Origin of the sequence: Paraburkholderia sp. RAU6.4a (genome assembly GCF_050435625.1) — a bacterium.
In the GTDB taxonomy this organism is placed as follows: domain Bacteria; phylum Pseudomonadota; class Gammaproteobacteria; order Burkholderiales; family Burkholderiaceae; genus Paraburkholderia; species Paraburkholderia tuberum.
Genome location: NZ_JBNDKQ010000002.1, coordinates 243,398 through 262,976 on the forward strand (window position 1 = coordinate 243,398; position 19,579 = coordinate 262,976).

Consider the following 19,579-nt stretch of genomic DNA (forward strand, 5'->3'; position numbering starts at 1 on the left):
CGCGGCGTGATGGCCGCGTGCGCCGCCGTAGCACGCGCTAGCGCGTCATCCTTTGCGTGCCTCACGCTCGACGAGCCGCGTCGGCAAGAACTGATGCTCGGCCGAAAAGAGCCGCCGGTACGTGAGCAGCACCGCGCCCACGGTCCCCAGCGCCGACGCCGCCGCGATCAGAAACATGATGACGATCTGATAGCGCACCGCCTGCAATGGCGACTGCCCGGCCAGCACCTGACCGGTCATCATGCCCGGCAAACTGACGACGCCGACCACCGCCATCTGGTTCAACGTCGGCATCATGCCGGCGCGCACCGCCTGGCGCGCCGGCGCCTGGGCGGCCTCCCAGCGTGTCGCGCCGAGCGCGAGCGCCATGTCGACGCGGTCGCGCCGCGCGGTCAGCTCCTCGGTCATCCGCTCGATGCCGAGCGATACACCGGTCAGCGTGTTGCCGAGGATCATGCCGAGAATCGGAATCGCATATTGCGGCGCGTACCACGGATGGATGCGGATCACGACGAACAGTCCCACCGCGGCCACGAGCCACGAGCTGAGCCAGATCGACAGCACGCTGTCGGCGCGTTGTCCGGCATAGGTGTGGCTGCCGCGCTGCGCGCCGGCGAAACCGGCGATCAGCGTCATCACGATCATCAGCGGCAGCACCACGTACCAGCGAGCGAAACTGAATACCCAGCCGAGCACATAGCCGATCGCGAGCAACTGGACCACGGTGCGCAGCGCCGCCCATGCGAGCTTGCGCTCGAGATCGAGCTTCAGCGCGACCGACACCGCGCCATTCACGACGATCAGCAGCGTCGCGATCGCGACGTCCCACAAGCTCAGATTCTGCAGGCTCATTGGCGAGGCTCCCGACGCTGGTCCGCGGGAGCGCGTTGGTCCGCATCGCGCCGCACGCAAGTGTGTTCGGCCAGTACGCCGGCGCGCATCGTCAGATGCCGTTCGCTCATGCGTGCCGCCTGCTCGACATCGTGCGACACCCACATCGATGCGTGAGCGCCCGGCGCGGCATCGAACCACGCCTGCACGAGCGCTTCGATCGCGCGCGACGACGCCGGATCGAGCGAGGCGGTCGGCTCGTCGAGCAACAGCACTTCGGGCGCGAGTTGCAGCACGCGGATCAGCGCGGCGATCTGCGCTTCGCCACCCGATAATTCGCTTGCGCGCTTGCCGAGAAAGTCCTCGCCGCGGCCGGCCTGCATCGCGAGCCTGGCTGCGCGCGTGCGATCGAAGCGCGCGTCGCGATATGCCCGCAGCTCAAACGGATAGCGCAGATTGTCTTCGACGCTGCCGTCGATCAGCGCGGGCCGCTGCCGGATATACGCGATTGCGCGCCGGTAGCGCGGAATCCGCGCACGCTCGAGCGGCGCGCCATGCCACAGGATGCGACCCGCATCGACCGGATCGAGCAGCGCGAGCGCGCGCAGAAACACGCTCTTGCCGGAGCCGGACGGTCCGGTAATCGCGACGCGCTCGCCGGCGCGCAGGGCGAAGGTGGTCGGCTGCAACAGCGTCTGGCCGCGCTGCGCATCGCGCCGTACGATGCCGTCGGCGAGGACGAAGGGAACATCGGTCATGGTTGGAACGCCGTGGGGAGGGAGGGTGTGCCGGTGGGGCTGTCGGTAAAGCGTGCGCCATGATAAAGCGACGAGGCGCAACAGCGCACGACCGACGCGGCGATTCATGCTCGCGCGCCAGGTACGATAACTGCTGCACGGTGCACAACGTGGAACAACACGCGGAGCTTTTCAATGGCAGGGTCGAGCGGCACCGGACGACGGGTCGGAAAAATCTTTGCATGGCTGCTGGCGGCGCTCGTGATCCTGGTTGTCGCGCTCGTCATCTTCATCCTGAGCTTCGACTGGAACCGCGCGCGGCCTTACATCGACGACAAGGTCAGCCAGGCGATCGGCCGGCCGTTTGCGATCAACGGCGACCTGAAGGTGGGCTGGCGTCATGCGGTCGGCGAGACCGGCTGGCGCGGCTGGGTGCCCTGGCCGCGCTTTTCGGCGGCCAACATCGCGATCGGCAATCCCGACTGGACCAAACAGCCGCAGTTCGCGACGCTCGACGAAATCGACTTCGAGGTCGAGGTGCTGCCGCTGCTCGCGCACGACATCGTGATTCCGGCGATCAACCTCGTGAATCCGTCGGTCGATCTGGAACGTCTTGTCGACGGGCGCAATAACTGGACCTTCAAGCTGCCGTCGTCGAGCGGACCCACCGAGTGGAAGCTCGATCTGCACGATATCGCGTTCGCGAAGGGCAACATCGCGCTGTCGGATCAGCAGAAGAAGGTCGAGGTGCAGATGGTCGTGGATACGCTCGGGCAGCCGATCCCGATCGGCGACGCGCTGAAGCAGCAGGAAGCGGCCTCGCGCAGCGCGTCGGCTCAGGCCGTCGGCCGGGCGGGCGCGCGCCAACTCGCCGCGCAGGCCGAGGCACAGGCGGCCTCGGAGGCGAAGGCGGCTTCCGCAGCGGCGGCTTATGAAGCGGCGGCGCAGGCGTCGGGCGCATCGGGCGCGTCCGCAACGTCGGGCGTGGCCGCGAGTTCCGGCGCGCTCGCGACGAGCGGCGCCGCCGCCCCAGCCGAAACCACCAGCGGGAGCGCCAGCCCGGCCGCGGCTGTCTCGGGGGCGAGCGGCACCGCAGCTGGCGCCCGGCGCGCGACGCCGCTTTATGCGATCGGCTGGACCGTCAAGGGCACCTACAACCGCACGCCGGTGTCGGGCAACGGCAAGCTCGGCGGCGTGCTCGCGCTGCAGGACGCGAACCGGCCGTTCCCGGTGCAGGCCGATGTCAAAGCCGGCGATCTGCATATCGCCTTCGTCGGCACGCTCACCGATCCGGCGCATCTCGGGGCGCTCGATCTGCGTCTCTGGCTGCAGGGCAACAGCATGGCGCGCCTCTATTCGCTGACCGGCGTGACCTTGCCCGAGACCCCGCCGTACGCGACCGAGGGTCGTCTGATCGGTCAGTTCAAAGCGAGCGGCAACGTGTTCACGTATGAAAACTTTACAGGCCGGGTCGGCGGCAGCGATCTGAACGGTTCGTTGACCTATACCGGGCGCGAGCCACGTCCGCTGCTGCAGGGCGAACTCGAGTCGCATCTGTTGCAGTTCTCGGATCTCGCGCCGGTGATCGGCGCCGATTCGAACGCGAGCAAGGCGAGGCGCGGCGACGCCGCCGCGCAGCCGAGCAACCGCGCACTGCCGGTCGAGGAGTTCCGCACCGAGCGCTGGAAGGCGATCGACGCCGACGTCAAGTTCACCGGCCGGCGCATCATCAAGAACGCGAACCTGCCGATCACGGATCTGTACACGCACGTCGTGATGACCGACGGCGTGCTGTCGCTCGTGCCGCTGAAGTTCGGCGTCGCGGGCGGCTCGCTCGCGTCGGACATTCATCTCGATGGCAGCGCGGCGCCGCTGAAGGGCCGCTTCGCGATGTCGGCGCGGCACGTCAAGCTGAAGCAATTGTTCCCGAGCTTCAAGACGATGCAGAACGCGCTCGGCGAGATCAACGGCGATGCGTCGCTGTCCGCGACCGGAAATTCGCCGGCGGCGCTCGCGGCGACATCGAACGGCGAGTTGAAGGCGCTCGTGACCGACGGCACCGTGAGCCGTCTGCTGATGGAGGCGGCGGGGCTGAACGTCGCGAACGTCGTCTATGAAAAGCTGTTCGGCGCGCGCGACGTGAAGATCAACTGCGCGGCCGCCGATTTCGTCGCGACCGAGGGCGTGCTCGAAGCGCGCGTGTTCGCGCTCGATACCGGCGACGCGGTGATCAACATCGACGGTCACGTGAATCTGCGCGACGAGACGATGGACCTCGGCGTGCATCCGCATACGAAGGGCTTCCGGGTTTTTTCGTTGCGCTCGCCGCTGTACGTGAAGGGCACCTTCAAGGATCCGCACGTCGGCGTCAATGCGGCCGCGCTCGCGTTGCGCGGCGGCGCGGCGGTCGGGCTCGGGCTGATCAATCCGTTCGCGGCGCTGATCCCGCTGCTCGCGCCGAGCAACAACAAGCCGCTGCCGTGCGCGCAATTGCTCGCGCAAGCGCGGCAGATGCCGAAGGCGCCGCCGCCGGGCGTCAAGCAACAGCCGAAGGCGCCGATATCGCTCGAGGGCGCGCCGGTCAACAAGTCTTCGGGCGGCGCGTCGTCGCCAGCCGCGGTGGATCGTAAGCCCGCGACGCAGTCGCCGGCGAGCGCGGCCGAATACAAGGGCAGCTGATACGCGGCGAGCGCATCGATGATGCGATCGCCGAATCAACGGCATGATGCCGCGTGAGGAGCTGCGCGCGGTTGCCGTCGAGCCAGGGTTTCGATGAAGCGAAGAGAGCGACCTGTCAGCAGCCCTGAACTTCAGGGTGCCCGATTGGCCTATCTGAGCGAACGTGGTGTTGCATCGCCCGACGCATCCTGGCGACGCACGCCGCGCCGGGTACCGATTCGTGTCGCGCCGAACTCCGTCAGAATCTTGCCGCGCGCACGGCTCGCGAACACGAGGAAGCCGAAGCCGTCGGCCTCGTACCAGTAGCCGCCGTTCTCGAGACCATCGAGCGGCTGCTCCAGCGCGTTGGTAATGGATTCGAGGCAGCGCCGCCGCAATTCGGCTGGTGCGGGGTAGGGCGGCTGTGCGCCGCGCACACTGCATAGAAGCACGTCGAGTCCGGGCAGCACGTGTGCATAGAGCACCGGTTCGTCCTGCGCGCGAGCCCGCGCAATCTTGGTGTCGAGTTGACCGAACGGCTTGAAATGCCGCAGAACCGCGAGGAACGACTCGTCGCCGTCCACCTTCGCGCGTCTACGCTTTTTCGGGAAGGACATAAAAATTCGCCTGAAAAAGAATTGCAAGAATCGCTGCGTCCTCATGCGACCACTCCCGGCTTTCGCGCGCCGCACGTCGATGTTTTATAGCATACGACAAGGCCGGATTCACGATGATTCGACGCTACCGCATCGCCCCACCGCCTCCCGCACGAATCATGCCGAACCGCCTCGCCGCGCGCATTCGCATCCCAGCACACCTTGTCTCCATCATAGACGCAGGCGGCGCGGAAAAAACATCCCATCCCAATAAAAAAGTCATTTTTGTGTGGTCGAGCGCCTGCTGGCGCGTCGTTGAAATATCTCTGATTCACGTCGATAATGGCCCGTCCAGCCGCGCGGCGCCCGCCTTGCAGGGCGCGACGGGTGCGCGCGAGCCCCGCCGTTCGAGTGACAGCCTGAACCACAGCCTGAACGCCCTGACGGAACCATGAAACTATTCACCAAAGGTCTGCTGCTGATCGCGATACCGAGCGTGGTCGAACTCGCGCTGCTCGGGGTCGTCTTCGATACCCAGGAGCGGACCGCGCAGGCCGCGCGATGGGTCGACAACAGCAAGCAGATCCTCTACGAGTCGTCGGCCATCGTCGATCCGCTGCTGCGTCAGGCCGCGCGCGTGCGCACGGCGATGGTGACGGGCAGCGCCTCGCTGATCGACCGCCATGCGGTGTGGGTCGACCTGAATGACCGGCTCGCGAAGCTCGATGCGCTCGTCGCTGAAACGCCGGCCCAGGCCGAGCGCGTGCGCAGCATGCGGCACGCGATCGACGCGTATCGCGAACAGAGTGTCGCTATCTCGCAGGCGTTGCACGAGGGGCGCAGTCTACGCCCCTATATCGCGCTCGAAACCGGCGAGTTGCCGGAGCAGATCGCCGCGTTCCGCGACGAGTTGGCCCAGTTCGGCGCGGCGGCGTCGGAGCTCGACGTCGAGCGCTCGAGCGCGCTCGGCGAGCGGCGCGAGCTTCAGCAGCGCGCGCTGATCGCCGCGGTGTTCGGCTCGATGCTGATCTGGGCGGTCACCGCCTTCGTGTTCGCGCGCGGCATCGGCCAACGCCTCGAAGTGCTGACCGATAACGCCGAGCGGCTCGGCAGCGGCCGGCCGCTCGCGGCGCCGTTGTCGGGCAGCGACGAAATCGCCGCGCTCGACACGGTGCTACATCAGACCGATGCGCGTCTGCGCGAGGCGGAAGCCGGGCAGGAAGCGCTGAAGACGGAGCTCGAAGCGCGCGCGCGCGAACTGGCGGCCGTCAATGAGGAATTGCGCCAGGAAACGCAGGACAACGAGATGTTCATCTACAGCGTGTCGCACGATCTGCGCTCGCCGCTCGTCAATCTGCAGGGGTTTTCGAAAGAGCTGCGCGTGTCGTGCGACGAACTCGACGTGCTCGTCGGACAGGCTCGTCTGCCGGAGAACGAAGCACGGCGCATGACGCAGATCCTCGATGGCGACGTGCGCGAGTCGTTGCACTATTTGCGCACCGCGGTCGCGCGCGCGGCGGCGATCATCGACGCGCTGTTGCGCATCTCGCGCGCGGGACGGCTCGAATATCAGTGGCAGCGGGTCAGCGTCGAGCGCGCGGTGGCGCGAGTCGTCGATGGGCTGCAAGGCACGATCGACCAGCGCGCCGCGAGCGTCACGGTGCGCGAGCTGCCGCCCGCATGGGGCGATCCGGCGGCGGTCGAGCAGATCTTCGGCAACCTGATCGGCAATGCGCTGACTTTCCTCGATCCGGCGCGCCGCGGGCGCATCGAGGTCGGCGCGCTCGCGCCCGAACCCGTCGACGAAAGCGAGCCGCGCGCGGTCCGTATGCGCATCTATTACGTCCGCGATAATGGGCTCGGCATTCCGGCCGTGTATCTGTCGAAGGTGTTTCGCGCGTTCCAGCGTCTGCACGGGGACGTCGCAAGCGGCGAGGGGATCGGCCTCGCGGTGGTGCGGCGCGCGGTCGAGCGGCACGGCGGGCGCGTCTGGGTCGAATCGGCCGAAGGCGCCGGATCGACCTTTTTCGTGGTGCTGCCCGAGCAGCCGGCGCGCCTCTGAGCGCGGCGCACGCCGGCGCGGGCACCGTCGCTGTCATTCTACCGGCGGCATGGATGACGAATCGTTGGCACGGAGAGCCTATGAATCACGCGCAAGCGGTCAGCATCGTTCTGATCGAAGACGACGACGGCCTCGCGACGCTCGTCGAGCGGAATCTGCGCCGCGCCGGCATTTCGAACGGCTTCGTGCGCTTTCGCGACGGCCAGCAGGCGCTCGATTACTTCTTCGGCCCCGCGGCCGCTGAGCCGTTGACCGACGCCGACGGCCATCCCTATCCGCCGCGCGAGAATCTGGCGAATTTCGTCGTGCTGCTCGATCTGAAGATGCCGCGCGTCGACGGCTTCGAGGTGTTGCGGCGTCTGAAGGAGGCCCCCGAGACCGCCGCCGTGCCCGTGATCGTGCTGACCACGACCGACGATCCGCGCGAAATCGCGCGCTGCTACGAACTCGGTTGCAACGTCTATCTCTGCAAGCCGGTCGAATACGATGCGTTCATCGAGGCCGTGCGTCGGCTCGGCTTTTTCCTGCAAGTGGTCAAACTGCCGCCGGGGCATCGGCTCGCGCCGCCTTGAAGCTGTCCGAAAGCCGTTCATGACAAGATGAGCACCGTACCGAGCCGGAGAGCACCTGCATGATCGAAGAAGTGTCCACGCCGCACGCCGCCTATGTGCTCGTCGTCGATGACGACGAGGGCATCTTGCGGCTCGCGCGCAAGTCGCTCGAACGCGCCGGCTGCCGGGTGACGATCTGCGCCGGCGTCGAGGCGGCCCGCGAGCGGCTCGCGAGCCGCGCCCCCGATCTGCTCGTGCTCGATTATCAGCTGAGCGGACCGGAGACCGGGCTCGATTTCTTCCGGCGTCTGCGCGCGGAGGGCGTGCGCATTCCGGCGATCCTCGTGACCGGCTTCACCGACGAGTCGCGCGTGATCGAAGCGCTGCGCGCGGGCGTGTCTGACGTGGTGCCGAAGTCCGGCGACTATCTCGACTATCTGCCAGAGGCCGTGGAGCGCGTGTTGTCGCAGGTGCGGCTGCAACGCGCGTCCGACGAAGCGCTGCTGCTGCGCGATCGCGAGCTGCATTACCGCACGCTGTCGGAGACGTTGCCGCATCTCGTGCTGACCTGCGACGCGGCCGGCGATTGCGACTTCCTGTCGAAGCAGTGGTACGACTACACCGGCTTGCCCGAACATGGCTCGCATGGTCTCGCGTGGCTAGAGGCCGTGCATCGCGACGATTGCGAGCAGATCCGGCAAAGCTGGCTGAAGGCCGTCGCGAGCCGCAGCGGCGACTATCGGCACGAGATGCGGATTCGCCGCCACGACGGCGAGTACCGCTGGTTCGACGTGCGCGTGGTCGCGATGCGCGATGCCGATGGCAACGTCAGCAAATGGTTCGGTAGCTGCACCGACATCCACTCGCAGCGCGAGGCGATCGAGGAGCGCGAGCGACTGCTCGAGTCCGAGCAGGCCGCGCGCCAGGCCGCCGAAGAAGCGAATCGCGCGAAGGACCGTTTTCTCGCGATGCTGTCGCACGAATTGCGCACACCGCTCACGCCGGTGCTCGCGGGCGCGAGCGTACTCGAGATGATCCCGGAACTGCCGGAGCAGGCGCGTGCGAGCGTGCGCATGATCCGCCGCAACGTCGAACTGGAGGCGCGGCTGATCGACGATCTGCTCGATCTGACGCGCGTCGCGAACGGCAAGCTGCGGCTGTCGCTGGAGACCGTCGACGTACACGAGGTGATCGACAGCGTGCTCGAACTCTTTCGCAGCGAAATCCAGGTCAAGCAGCAGGACGTGCATGTCGAGAAGCACGCGACGCATCACTACGTGCTCGCCGATCGCGCGCGGCTGCAACAGATGCTGTGGAACCTGATTCGCAATGCCGCGAAGTTCACGCCGGACGGCGGCCATATCTATGTGCGCACACGCGACGAACGCATGCAGGTGCAGATCTCGGTCGAAGACACCGGCATCGGCATCGAGCCGGAGCAGATCGGCAAGCTGTTCAATGCGTTCGAGCAGGGCGACCAAAGCATGACGCGGCAGTTCGGCGGCCTGGGTCTCGGTCTCGCGATCACGAAGGCTTTGACGGACGTGCACGGCGGCACTGTGACCGCGCGGAGTCCCGGTCCGCATTGCGGCGCGACCTTCACGATCACGCTGCCGACCGCCGCCGCGCGGGCCACCGCGCCGCCGGTCATCGTGCCGAGCAACGTGCAGCCGGCGAGTTCGCTGTCCGTGCTGCTGATCGAGGACCATGCCGACACCGCCGACGTGATGGCCCAATTGATGCGCGGCTTGGGTCATCAGGTGACGGTGGTCGGGCGCGTCGACGATGCGCTTGCCGCGACGCAGTTGCACAGGTTCGATCTGGTTGTCAGCGATGTCGGATTGCCCGATGGCACCGGTCTTGATTTCGTCAAGGCGTTTCGCGAACATTCCGACGTGCCAGCCGTCGCGCTGACCGGCTTCGGCACCGACGAGGACGTGCGCCGCTGTTTGAGCGCGGGCTTTACATCGCATCTGACGAAGCCTGTCAATTTCGGCCAGCTCGAAGCGATGATCGAAAGCGCGGCGCAATTGAAGGCGCAACAGGAAGGGTAAGGCTCGATAAAGCGCAGCGCGCTGAAGGCAGCGTGAAAACACAAAGGCCTGTTGCGACGCCGATCGCAACAGGCCTTTTGATTTCACTGGCTCAGGCCGTCCAACCCGAGCTTGATTCGACGATTAACGCTGCGGGTTCTTCAGCGAATCGCGGATCTCGCGCAGCAGCAGCACGTCTTCCGGCGGCGGCGGCGGCTCCGCCGGCGCGGCTTGCGGCTCCTTGCGCAGTTTGTTGATGAACTTGACCATCAGAAAGATGATGAACGCGAGAATGATGAAGTTGATCGTCGCGGTAATGAACGAACCGTAACCGAACACCGCCACGCCACCCGTCTGCAGGTCTTTATACGATTCGGGGTTGCCTTTGTAAGTGGCCGGAATATGGCCAAGGCGAACGAACAGATTGGAGAAATCGAGGCCGCCGGTAGCGACCCCGACAACCGGCATGATCAGGTCTTTAACCACGGAATTGACAATGGTGGAAAACGCGCCGCCGATAATCACACCGACTGCCAGATCCATCACGTTGCCTTTGAGGGCAAATTCTTTAAATTCCTGGATCATGCTCATACCTACACCTCCCTGATGTGAATAGCCGAATCATACCAACCTGAAGCGGATAGGCTAGTGCTTTGGCCGCAAGGCAACAAGCGCATCTGCTGCGCGTCGCTAATGAGGAAACTGTGACTCGCTATGGCGCGCGCGCTCCAGATGCGCGGCAAAACTGACCGGGTCGATATTGGCGCCGCACAGCAGCACGCCCACGCGTTTGCCCTGCAACTGTTCGCGCAGCGGTCCGAGCAAGCCGGCCGTGGCGGCCGCGCAAGCCGGCTCGACCGCGAGCTTCAGCTGATTGAACAGGATCAGCATCGCCTCGCGCAACTGGTCGTCGGACACGGTGACGATCCGATCGACATGGCGGCGGCACAGCTCGTAGCTGTATTGCTCGGTATGCGGCGACATCAGCGAATCGGCGATGCTGTGCATGTGGCCCATTCTGACCGTATGGTTGGCGGCAAAACTCTTGCTCATCACGTCCGAGCCTTCGGGTTCGACGCCGTACACGTGCACGTTCGGATTCGCGAGCCGCAGCGCGGTGGAGACCCCGGCCGCGAGTCCGCCGCCGCCGATCGGCACGATCACCGCTTCGAGGTCGGGCGTTTGCGTGGCCCATTCGTAGCCGAGCGTCGCCGAGCCGAGCACCGTGCGATAGCCGTTGAACGGATGCACGAAATAGCGGCCTTCCTCGGCCTCGACGCGGCGCACCAGTTCGAACGCTTCGGCGAGATCTTCCGCATAGACGATGTCGGCGCCGTACTCGCGGCACAACGCGACGCGGGCCGGATTCGCCGCGCTGAACAGCACGACCTTGGCGCTGACGCCGAGCCGCATCGCCGCATAGGCGACCGCCACCGCGTGATTGCCGCCCGACACGCAGGTGACACCCGCGCTCTTTTGCGCGTCGTCGAGCGCGAGCAGGTTCGTGAAGGCGCCGCGTGCCTTGAAGCTGCCGCCCGCCTGCAGCAGCTCGAACTTGAAATTGACGACGGTGCCGCGCAGCGACGAGAAGTCGAGCCGGTCGAACACCGGCGTGCGCGCGACCCAGGGCGTCAACGCGAAGTGCTGCGCGGCGATGTCGTCGAGCGTGGGGATCGGCTCACCGTCGATCGTGTGATCCGTGTGCTGCGGCATGGCGCTGGACATGGCGGTCGCTCCGGAGTCGTCGATGTCGCTGAGGCCCGTGGCTCGGCGCGCAGGTTCACTGCGGCTGCGCGCCGCTGCAACGAAACGGGCTAAGCGGCCTCGACCGACATGCTGTGGATGAACTTGCGCAAGAAGCGCTCGCACGCGACGAGCTGCGCGAGCTCGACGAATTCGTTCGCCTTATGCGCCTGCTGGATGTCGCCGGGGCCGCAGACGATGCTCGGAATCCCCGCGTTCGAAAACAGGCCGGCCTCGGTGCCGTATGCGACCTTTCGCTTGTCCTGGTCGGCCGTCAGCGCGCGTACGAGCTGCGTGATCGCGGCCTGTTCAGACGAATCGAGTCCGGGCGCCGCGGCGATCTTCGTGATCTCGATCGCGGCCGTCGGATGCTCGCGCAGCATTTTCGGCAGCAGCGTTTCGCGCGCGTAGCTGTCGATGCGCGCGAAGATCTGCTCGGGATCGAGCGTCGGCAGATTGCGGAACTCGAACTGGAACTGGCATTCGGCCGGCACCGTGTTGATTGCGTTGCCGCCCGTGATCGTGCTGGTCTGCGCGGTGCTGAACGGCACGTCGTACAGTTCGTCGAAGGGGCCTTGCGCGCGGAACTGGTCGGCCATGTCGCGGATGTAGCAGATCAGGCGAGCCGCGTACTCGATCGCGTTCAAGCCCTTCGGCGTCAGCGACGAATGCGCGGCCTGGCCGCGTACGCAGCACTGATACGCGTTGATGCCCTTGTGCGCGATGATCGGGCGCATGCTGGTCGGCTCGCCGACGATGCAGCCGTCCGGCTTCACGCCGCGCTTCAGCAGATCGGCGATCAGAAGCGGCGCGCCCACGCAGCCCACTTCCTCGTCGAACGACAGCGCGAAGTGGATCGGCTTCGCGAGCTTCGTGCGCTGCATGTCCGGCACGAGCGCGAGCGCCGCGCCGATGAAGCCCTTCATGTCGCAGGTGCCGCGGCCATAGAGCTTGTCACCGCGAATCTCCGGCTTGAACGGATCGCTGTCCCATTGCTGGCCGTCCACCGGCACGACGTCGGTGTGGCCCGACAGCACGACGCCGCCGTTCGTTTCGCCGTCGTGCGCGGGAATGGTCGCGAACAGGTTCGCCCATTTGCCGCCCTTGCCGTGCGTCAGCGTCGCGTCGATACCGACCGCGCGCAGCTCGTCGCGCACGGTTTCGATCAGGCCGAGGTTTGGATTGCGGCTCACCGTGTCCATCGACACGAGACGGGTGACCCAGGGCAGAGATATCGGAGAAGCGGGGGACGTGGAGGAGGCGGACGACTGCAACGATTGCGCTGTTTCAGCGACGTGAGACATGACGTGACTCCAGCGTTTTGTGTCTATCGATCATATCCCAAATTGCATTTTCGTCAGGATGTCCAAAAAGCCGGGCACGCGTTGGCGCAGTGCAGCATCGACGCAAAAAAACGGGGGACGTCCCCCCGTTTTTTGCGGTTTTCACGAGCCTGTGCGCCCAGCGTGCCGCGCTCAGCGAGCCGGCGCCGCCGCCGTGCCGCGGCTCGGCGAACCGAGCGCGCGCAAGGTCTCCTTGACGGTCGCGACGCGCACCGCGAGATCCGGGCTGCGCGTTTCGATTCGCAGCTTGTCCTGACCCGCGAGCTTGATGTGCTTGTGCTTCTGCACCATCTCGATGATCCGCATCGCGTCGACGGGCGGATTGGGGATGAACTGCAGGCCGATCACCGCTTCACCGGCATCGATCTTCGAAATGCCGAGCGGCTTCGCGGCGAGCCGCAGTCGATGCGTCTCCACCAGCGCATGCGCCTGCGGCGGCAGCTTGCCGAAGCGGTCGATCAGCTCTTCCTGGATGCCGTCGATCGAATCGTTGTGTTCGCAGTTCGCGAGGCGCTTGTACAGCGACAGACGTTCCTGCACGTCGCCGCAATAGTCCGACGGCAGGATCGCCGGCGAATGCAGGTTGATCTCGGTGGTCGCGGCGAGCGGCGCGGTGAGGTCTGGCTCCTTGCCGTTCTTGAGCGCCCTCACTGCGTCGTTGAGCATGTCGGTATAAAGCTGGAAGCCGATCTCGTGAATCTCGCCCGACTGCTTGTCACCGAGCACCTCGCCGGTGCCGCGAATTTCGAGGTCGTGCATCGCGAGATAGAAGCCCGAGCCGAGTTCCTCCATCTGCTGGATCGCTTCGAGCCGCCGTTGCGCCTGCTTGGTGAGCCCCTGCGGATCGTGCACGAGCAGATACGAGTACGCCTGGTGATGCGAGCGGCCGACCCGGCCACGCAGCTGATGCAATTGCGCGAGGCCGAACTTGTCGGAGCGGTGGATCAGGATCGTGTTCGCGCTCGGCACGTCGATGCCGGTTTCGATGATCGTCGTGCACAGCAGCACGTTCGCGCGTTGCGCGACGAAGTCGCGCATCACCCGCTCCAGTTCCCGCTCGTGCATCTGTCCATGCGCGACCGCGATGCGCGCTTCGGGCACCAGCTCTTCGAGCATCTGCCGGCGATTCTGGATCGTCTCGACTTCGTTGTGCAGGAAGTAGACCTGGCCGCCGCGCTTCAACTCGCGCAGCATTGCTTCGCGAATCACGCTGTCTTCCTCGCGCCGCACGAAGGTCTTGATCGCGAGGCGCTTTTGCGGCGCCGTTGCGATCACCGAAAAATCGCGCAGGCCTTCGAGCGCCATGCCGAGCGTACGGGGAATCGGCGTCGCGGTCAGCGTCAGCACGTCGACTTCCGCGCGCAGCGCTTTCAGCGCCTCCTTCTGACGCACGCCGAAGCGATGCTCCTCGTCGATGACCACGAGCCCGAGCCGTTTGAACTGCACATCGGACGACAGCAGCTTGTGCGTGCCGATCACGATGTCGACCGTGCCTTCGTTGATCTGCCGGATCGCCGCGTTGGCTTCTTTGGTCGACTTGAAGCGCGACAGCTCGGCGATGCGCACCGGCCAGTCGGAGAAGCGGTCGCTGAAGGTTTGCGTGTGCTGCTCGGCGAGCAGCGTGGTCGGCGACAACAGCGCGACCTGCTTGCCGCCCATCACCGCGATGAACGCCGCGCGCAATGCGACCTCGGTCTTGCCGAAGCCGACGTCGCCGCACACGAGCCGGTCCATCGGCTTGCCGCTCGTCATGTCGCCGATCACGGCCGCGATCGCGGCGGCCTGGTCCGGCGTTTCCTCGAAACCGAAGCTCTCGGCGAACTTCACGTAGTCCTTCGGTTCGAGCGCGAACGCGTGGCCCTCGCGGGCGGCACGGCGGGCGTACAGGTTGAGCAGCTCGGCAGCGGTGTCGCGGATCTGCTGCGCGGCCTTGCGCTTGGCCTTTTCCCATTGGCCCGAGCCGAGCGAATGCAGCGGCGCGCTTTCCGGATCGGCGCCGCTATAGCGCGAGATCACGTGCAATTGCGCGACCGGCACGTAGAGCTTGCTGTCGCCCGCGTATTCGAGGTGCAGGAACTCGGTTTCGCCTTCGCCGAGATCCATCGTCACGAGACCCATGTAGCGGCCGATACCGTGCTGCGAATGCACGACCGGGTCGCCGGGCTTCAGCTCGGACAGATCGCGCACCATCGAATCGACGTTGCTCGCCTGTTCCTGGCGGCGGCGTCCCGCGCGGCGCGCGAGCGGCCCGTACAGCTCGGTTTCGGTGATGATCGCGATGCCGTCGCCCGGCAGCGCGAAGCCGTTCGCGAGCGGCGCGACGCCGAGCGAGAAACGCGCGTCGCTCTTGAGCCAGTCGGCGAAGCTGTCGGCCGAGGCGGGCTTCAGCTGGTTGTCGGCGAGCAGTTGCAGCAGCGTCTCGCGGCGGCCCGCCGATTCGGCGGCGAACAGCACCCGGTTCGGCGTCGTGCTCAGATACGCGCGCAGCGCCGAGACGGGATCGTCGGCGTGACGATCGATCGCGAGGTTCGGCAGCGCGATCGACCAGGCGCCGTCGCCGTTGCTGGGCAGCACGAGCCGTGCGAACGGTTTCGCGAACGTGAAGAAATCCTCGTCCGACAGGAACAGCTTCTGCGGTTCGAGAATCGGCCGGTCGCGGTCGTGCGACAGGAAATTGAAGCGCTGCTTCGTGTCGTTGGTGAAGCGCCGGATCGCCGCGTCCAGATCGCCGACGAACGCGAGTTGCGAACCGTCGGGCAGGTAATGGAAGAGGGTGGCCGTCTCCTCGAAGAACAGCGGCAGATAGTATTCGATACCCGCCGACGGCACGCCGTTGCCGATGTCTTTATAGATCGACGCGCGGCTCGGATCGCCCTCGAAAGTCTCGCGCCAGCGGCTGCGGAATGCGGTGCGCGCGGCCTCGTCGAACGGGAATTCGCGGCCCGGCAGCAGGCGCACGTCCTTGACCGGATAGAGGCTGCGCTGCGTGTCGGGGTCGAACGCGCGGATCGAGTCGACCTGGTCGTCGAACAGGTCGATCCGGTAGGGCAGCGGCGAGCCCATTGGGAACAGATCGAGCAGCGAGCCGCGAACGCAATATTCGCCGGGACGCACCACCTGGCTCACGTGCTCGTAGCCGGCGAGCGTCAGCTGCGCCTTCAGCTTCGCTTCGTCGAGCCGCTCGCCTTGCGAGAACGAGAACGTGTAGGCGGCCAGAAACGACGCGGGCGGCATCCGGTACAAGGCCGTCGTGGCCGGCACGAGCAGGATGTCGCAGCGGCCTTCGCCGAGGTCGTGCAGCGTCGCGAGACGCTCGGAGACGAGGTCCTGGTGCGGCGAAAACGTGTCGTAAGGCAGCGTCTCCCAGTCGGGCAGGAGGCGCACGCGCGCGTCCGGCGCGAAGAAGCCGATTTCCTGCGACAGCCGCTGCGCGTCGAGCGCGTTTTCGCAGACCACCGCAAGCAGCGGCATCTTCTCGCGATACGCGAGATGGTAGCGGGCGATCAGCAGCGCGTCGGACGAACCGCGCGTGCCGTCGAAGGCGAAACGCTGGCCGGCCTTGACGAGCGCGACGGGCGGGGTGGACTGCGAGGATGCGGCGATGTCTGGCATAAAGGAGAAAAAGGGGCGGCTCGGGGTTCACGCGACGGCCAAGTTTACGCGTGTACGGGCGTGGATGCGAAGGACCTATTATAAAATCCGTCCTTTACTTTGACCTGGCGGCATCCGCACTCGTGACTTCCCGTCTCTTTGCCCTGATCCCGTGCGCAGGCACCGGCAGCCGTTCCGGCGCCGCGATGCCCAAGCAATACCGCACCGTCGCCGGCCGCGACATGCTGCATTACTCGCTCGCCGCGTTCGACGCGTGCAGCGAATTCACGCAGACGCTCGTCGTCATCGCGCCCGACGACCAGCACTTCGACGCCCGCCGCTTCGGCAATCTGCGCTTCGCGGTGCGTCGCGTGGGCGGCGCGTCGCGCCAGGCGTCGGTGCTCAACGGTCTGCACGCGCTCGCCGAGTTCGGCGCCCACGACGCCGACTGGGTGCTCGTGCACGACGCGGCGCGGCCGGGCATCACGGCGGCGCTGATCCGTACGCTGATCGGTTCGCTCAAGGACGATGCGGTCGGCGGCATCATGGCGTTGCCGGTCGCCGATACCTTGAAGCGTATCGACAGCGCGTCGGCCGATGGCCGCATCGCCCAAACCGAAGCGCGTGACGGCTTGTGGCAGGCGCAGACGCCCCAGATGTTCCGCATCGGCATGCTGCGCGAGGCGATCCTGCGCGCGCAGGCCGACGGCCACGATCTGACCGACGAGGCGAGCGCGATCGAATGGTCGGGCCACGCGCCGAAGCTCGTGCAAGGCAGCCTGCGTAACTTCAAGGTCACGTATCCGGAAGATTTCGATCTGGCCGAGGCGATTCTGAGCCGCCCCGCCGGTTCGTGAAACCGCGCCTGGGCACATTGGAAAGATTTAGAAAGGCTTTAAAGAAGCTTTAAAAGCTTCAGCACTTGAGGACGTGACGCACATGGATTTCAGAATTGGGCAGGGCTACGACGTGCATGCGCTGGTGCCGGGGCGCGCGTTGATCATCGGTGGCGTAACGATTCCGTACGAGCGTGGGCTGCTCGGTCACTCGGATGCGGATGTGCTGCTGCACGCGATCACCGACGCACTGTTTGGCGCGGCCGCGTTGGGCGATATCGGCCGCCACTTCTCCGATACCGACGCGAAGTTCGCCGGCGCCGACAGCCGCGTGCTGCTGCGCGAATGCGTGGCGCGCGTGAAGGCGGCCGGCTTTGCGATCGGCAACGTCGACAGCAGCGTGATCGCGCAGGCGCCGAAGCTCGCACCGCATATCGAAGGGATGCGCGCCAATATCGCGGCGGACCTCGGTCTGCCGATCGAGCGCGTGAACGTCAAGGCGAAGACGAACGAGAAGCTCGGTTATCTCGGCCGCGGCGAGGGCATCGAGGCGCAGGCCGCGGTGTTGTTGGTCAGGAGCTGAACGGGATTTTTGTTTGGGTGACGGGCGGTGCCGCTTACAGCGTCGCGCCGCCAATCGTCCGATTGCTCGGACACAGCTCGTCCGTTTGCAGGCCGTCGAGGATGCGCAGCACTTCTTCGGGATTACGGCCCACGTACAGATTGTTGACCGACACGTGCTGGATCGTGTTGTCCGGATCGACGATATAGGTCGCGCGCAGCGCGACGCCCGCTTCCTTGTCGCGCACGCCGAGCTGGTCGATCAGTTCGCCTTTCACGTCGCCGAACGAGTAGTGGTTGAGCCTGTCGAGCTCCTTGTACTCGCGGCGCCATGCGAGCTTCACGTATTCATTGTCGACGCTGCCGCCGAGCAGCACGGCCTCGCGGTCCTCGAACTCCTTGACGAGCTTGCTGAATTCGACGATTTCCGTCGGGCAGACCAACGAAAAATCCTTCGGATAGAAGTAAATGATTTTCCATTTGCCTGGAAACGACTGCTCGGTGATGTATTCGAACGCCGAGACGCCGTGTTCTTCGTGATGGTTGAAGCCCGGCTTGGCGGCAATGACGGTGAACGCTTCGAGTTTATCGCCAACGGTTTTCATGCAAAGGCTCCTTCGGAAGTCGCAACAAGCGGCGTGTTTCGAATGGCGACGGCGCGCGGTGCCGCGCGTCGTCGGCTCACGCGCTTTTCGCGAGCGGAAACTCGATCGTCACTTCAAGCCCGGGTCCGGGCGAGCGGTTGCGCAGCCGTAGCGCGCCGCGATAACGGGCGACGAGCCGCTGCACGATCGCCATGCCGAGGCCCGTGCCGTTGGCCTGGGTGCGCGCCGAATTCACACGATAGAACGGCCGCGTGACGAGCGCGAGCTGGTCTTCGGGAATGCCGGGGCCTTCGTCGACCACCGAGAGTTCGACGCGCGAGTGCGACACGCGCGTTTCGAGAATGACGCGCGGCACACCGTCGCCGTCGCTGAGGCCATATTTGCGCGCGTTCTCGAGCAGATTGCCGACCACGCGACGCATGTCGGTTTCATCGGCCTCGATCACCGCCGACGGAGCGAGCCGCGTGATCAGCCGCATGCTGTCCTCGCTTTGCATGCGTGCGGCGAGTTCGCTCGCGATCACCGAGAGGTCCACCGGTTCCGGCACACGCTGCACGGGACGCGCGTAGTCGAGGAAGCGGCCGATGATCATGTCCATTTGCTCGATGTCGTCGACCATCGCGTCCTTGGTGGCCTGATCGGACGGGCTCATTTCGGTCTCGAGCCGCAGCCGTGCGAGCGGCGTGCGCAGATCGTGCGAGATGCCCGCGAGCATCAGCGCGCGGTCCGCCTCGAGCTGTTCGAGGTCGCGCACCATCTGGTTGAAGCTTCGATTGGTTTCGGCGGCCACACCCATGCCGCGCTCGGGCAGCGGCTCGGGCGATTGCCCCGAGCCGACCCGGCGCGCGGCCATCGCCAGACGCGCGAACGGCCGGTTCACCAGACTCGTGATGAACGCCGCGCCGAACAGCGACAGCGCGAGCGCGAACACGCCCCAGCCGGCCCATTGCAGGCCGGTGGCGTTGTCGAGCTGATCGCGGTCGAGCGCGACCCAGTAATCGTCGTCGTCGATCTTGAAGCTGATCCATACGCCGTTGATATCGTTGACGCTCTGCGCGATTATGGTGTCGTCGCCGAGACGGCCGCGGATGTCGTGCTCGATCAGGCGATTCAACGATTCGTCGGGCTGGAGTTTGTATTTGTCGGTGGCTTCGCGCGGGTACACGCGCACCCCTTCGTTGCTCTCCAGATCCTGCAGCAGCGCGCGCCGCAGGTCGGGATCGGAATAGAGGAGTGCGGTGCGCGTGAGCTTGACGATCGCGACGAGTTGCAGAGCCACGCGCTGCGCGCGCGGCTCACGCTCGATCACGCGAAAGCTCTGGAACCACGCGGCGAGACTGACTGCGATCAACAGCGCGATCAGCAGAAAGGTCCGCCAGAAAAGGCCGCCGAACGCGAGCGTCAGGAGGCGCCGGTCGATCCGCATGGGCCC

The 19,579-nt window shown here is 65.8% G+C and carries 16 protein-coding genes; 7 read left to right on the top strand and 9 right to left on the bottom strand.

Going from position 1 to position 19,579, the window contains the following annotated elements; genetic code table 11:
- Positions 1–45: 45 nt before the first annotated feature.
- Complete coding sequence (locus tag OKW40_RS05900) at positions 46–852, bottom strand: ABC transporter permease (RefSeq protein ID WP_429488700.1); 807 nt, start codon at positions 850–852, stop codon at positions 46–48.
- Positions 849–1,589, bottom strand: coding sequence for an ABC transporter ATP-binding protein (locus tag OKW40_RS05905; protein ID WP_184064988.1), 741 nt, complete (start codon positions 1,587–1,589; stop codon positions 849–851). Before OKW40_RS05905 ends, OKW40_RS05900 begins: the two co-directional genes overlap by 4 nt.
- Positions 1,590–1,763: 174 nt before the next feature.
- Here OKW40_RS05905 and OKW40_RS05910 point away from each other — a divergent pair, with 174 nt between their 5' ends.
- Positions 1,764–4,247 (top strand): AsmA family protein, encoded by a 2,484-nt coding sequence (locus OKW40_RS05910; protein WP_429488702.1) that lies wholly within the window; start codon positions 1,764–1,766, stop codon positions 4,245–4,247.
- 149 nt (positions 4,248–4,396) lie between these two features.
- Here OKW40_RS05910 and OKW40_RS05915 read toward each other — a convergent pair whose 3' ends face one another.
- Positions 4,397–4,888, bottom strand: coding sequence for a hypothetical protein (locus OKW40_RS05915; protein ID WP_184033415.1), 492 nt, complete (start codon positions 4,886–4,888; stop codon positions 4,397–4,399).
- Positions 4,889–4,956: 68 nt separating this feature from the next.
- On the opposite strand from OKW40_RS05915, the gene OKW40_RS05920 reads away from it, so the two are divergent.
- From OKW40_RS05920 to OKW40_RS05935, 4 genes are all read left to right on the top strand, one after another.
- Positions 4,957–5,277, top strand: coding sequence for a hypothetical protein (locus OKW40_RS05920; RefSeq protein WP_184063630.1), 321 nt, complete (start codon positions 4,957–4,959; stop codon positions 5,275–5,277).
- Positions 5,274–6,884 (top strand): sensor histidine kinase, encoded by a 1,611-nt coding sequence (locus OKW40_RS05925; RefSeq protein WP_429488704.1) that lies wholly within the window; start codon positions 5,274–5,276, stop codon positions 6,882–6,884. Before OKW40_RS05920 ends, OKW40_RS05925 begins: the two co-directional genes overlap by 4 nt.
- 80 nt (positions 6,885–6,964) lie before the next feature.
- A complete protein-coding gene (locus OKW40_RS05930; protein ID WP_429488705.1) occupies positions 6,965–7,456 on the top strand; it encodes a response regulator in 492 nt (163 codons plus the stop codon).
- 59 nt (positions 7,457–7,515) lie between these two features.
- Positions 7,516–9,489 carry a response regulator gene (locus OKW40_RS05935; protein WP_429488707.1) on the top strand — a complete coding sequence of 658 codons (1,974 nt, stop codon included), beginning with the start codon at positions 7,516–7,518 and terminating at the stop codon, positions 9,487–9,489.
- A 123-nt stretch (positions 9,490–9,612) separates the two neighbouring features.
- On the opposite strand, the gene mscL is transcribed toward OKW40_RS05935, so the two are convergent.
- The 4 genes from mscL to mfd all read right to left on the bottom strand — a co-directional run bounded on the left by mscL (position 9,613) and on the right by mfd (position 16,166).
- Entirely contained in the window at positions 9,613–10,059 is a 447-nt protein-coding gene (gene mscL / locus OKW40_RS05940; RefSeq protein ID WP_184033430.1) for a large conductance mechanosensitive channel protein MscL, read from the bottom strand.
- Positions 10,060–10,158: 99 nt separating this feature from the next.
- The gene (locus tag OKW40_RS05945; protein ID WP_090804696.1) at positions 10,159–11,193 is read right to left on the bottom strand and encodes a threonine ammonia-lyase; all 1,035 of its coding nucleotides are present in this window, start codon (positions 11,191–11,193) and stop codon (positions 10,159–10,161) included.
- A gap of 89 nt (positions 11,194–11,282) precedes the next feature.
- Positions 11,283–12,515, bottom strand: coding sequence for an acetylornithine deacetylase (gene argE, locus OKW40_RS05950; protein WP_429488710.1), 1,233 nt, complete (start codon positions 12,513–12,515; stop codon positions 11,283–11,285).
- Positions 12,516–12,686: 171 nt separating this feature from the next.
- Positions 12,687–16,166, bottom strand: coding sequence for a transcription-repair coupling factor (gene mfd / locus OKW40_RS05955; RefSeq protein ID WP_429488712.1), 3,480 nt, complete (start codon positions 16,164–16,166; stop codon positions 12,687–12,689).
- Positions 16,167–16,288: 122 nt separating this feature from the next.
- Here mfd and ispD point away from each other — a divergent pair, with 122 nt between their 5' ends.
- Positions 16,289–17,002, top strand: coding sequence for a 2-C-methyl-D-erythritol 4-phosphate cytidylyltransferase (ispD, locus tag OKW40_RS05960; protein WP_429488714.1), 714 nt, complete (start codon positions 16,289–16,291; stop codon positions 17,000–17,002).
- A gap of 82 nt (positions 17,003–17,084) precedes the next feature.
- Positions 17,085–17,564 (top strand): 2-C-methyl-D-erythritol 2,4-cyclodiphosphate synthase, encoded by a 480-nt coding sequence (ispF, locus tag OKW40_RS05965; protein ID WP_018432029.1) that lies wholly within the window; start codon positions 17,085–17,087, stop codon positions 17,562–17,564.
- A gap of 34 nt (positions 17,565–17,598) precedes the next feature.
- Here ispF and OKW40_RS05970 read toward each other — a convergent pair whose 3' ends face one another.
- Together OKW40_RS05970 and OKW40_RS05975 are read right to left on the bottom strand one after the other, a co-directional pair.
- Entirely contained in the window at positions 17,599–18,147 is a 549-nt protein-coding gene (locus OKW40_RS05970; protein WP_090804730.1) for a peroxiredoxin, read from the bottom strand.
- A gap of 76 nt (positions 18,148–18,223) precedes the next feature.
- Positions 18,224–19,573 carry an ATP-binding protein gene (locus OKW40_RS05975; protein WP_090804732.1) on the bottom strand — a complete coding sequence of 450 codons (1,350 nt, stop codon included), beginning with the start codon at positions 19,571–19,573 and terminating at the stop codon, positions 18,224–18,226.
- Between the last annotated feature and the right edge of the window lie 6 nt (positions 19,574–19,579).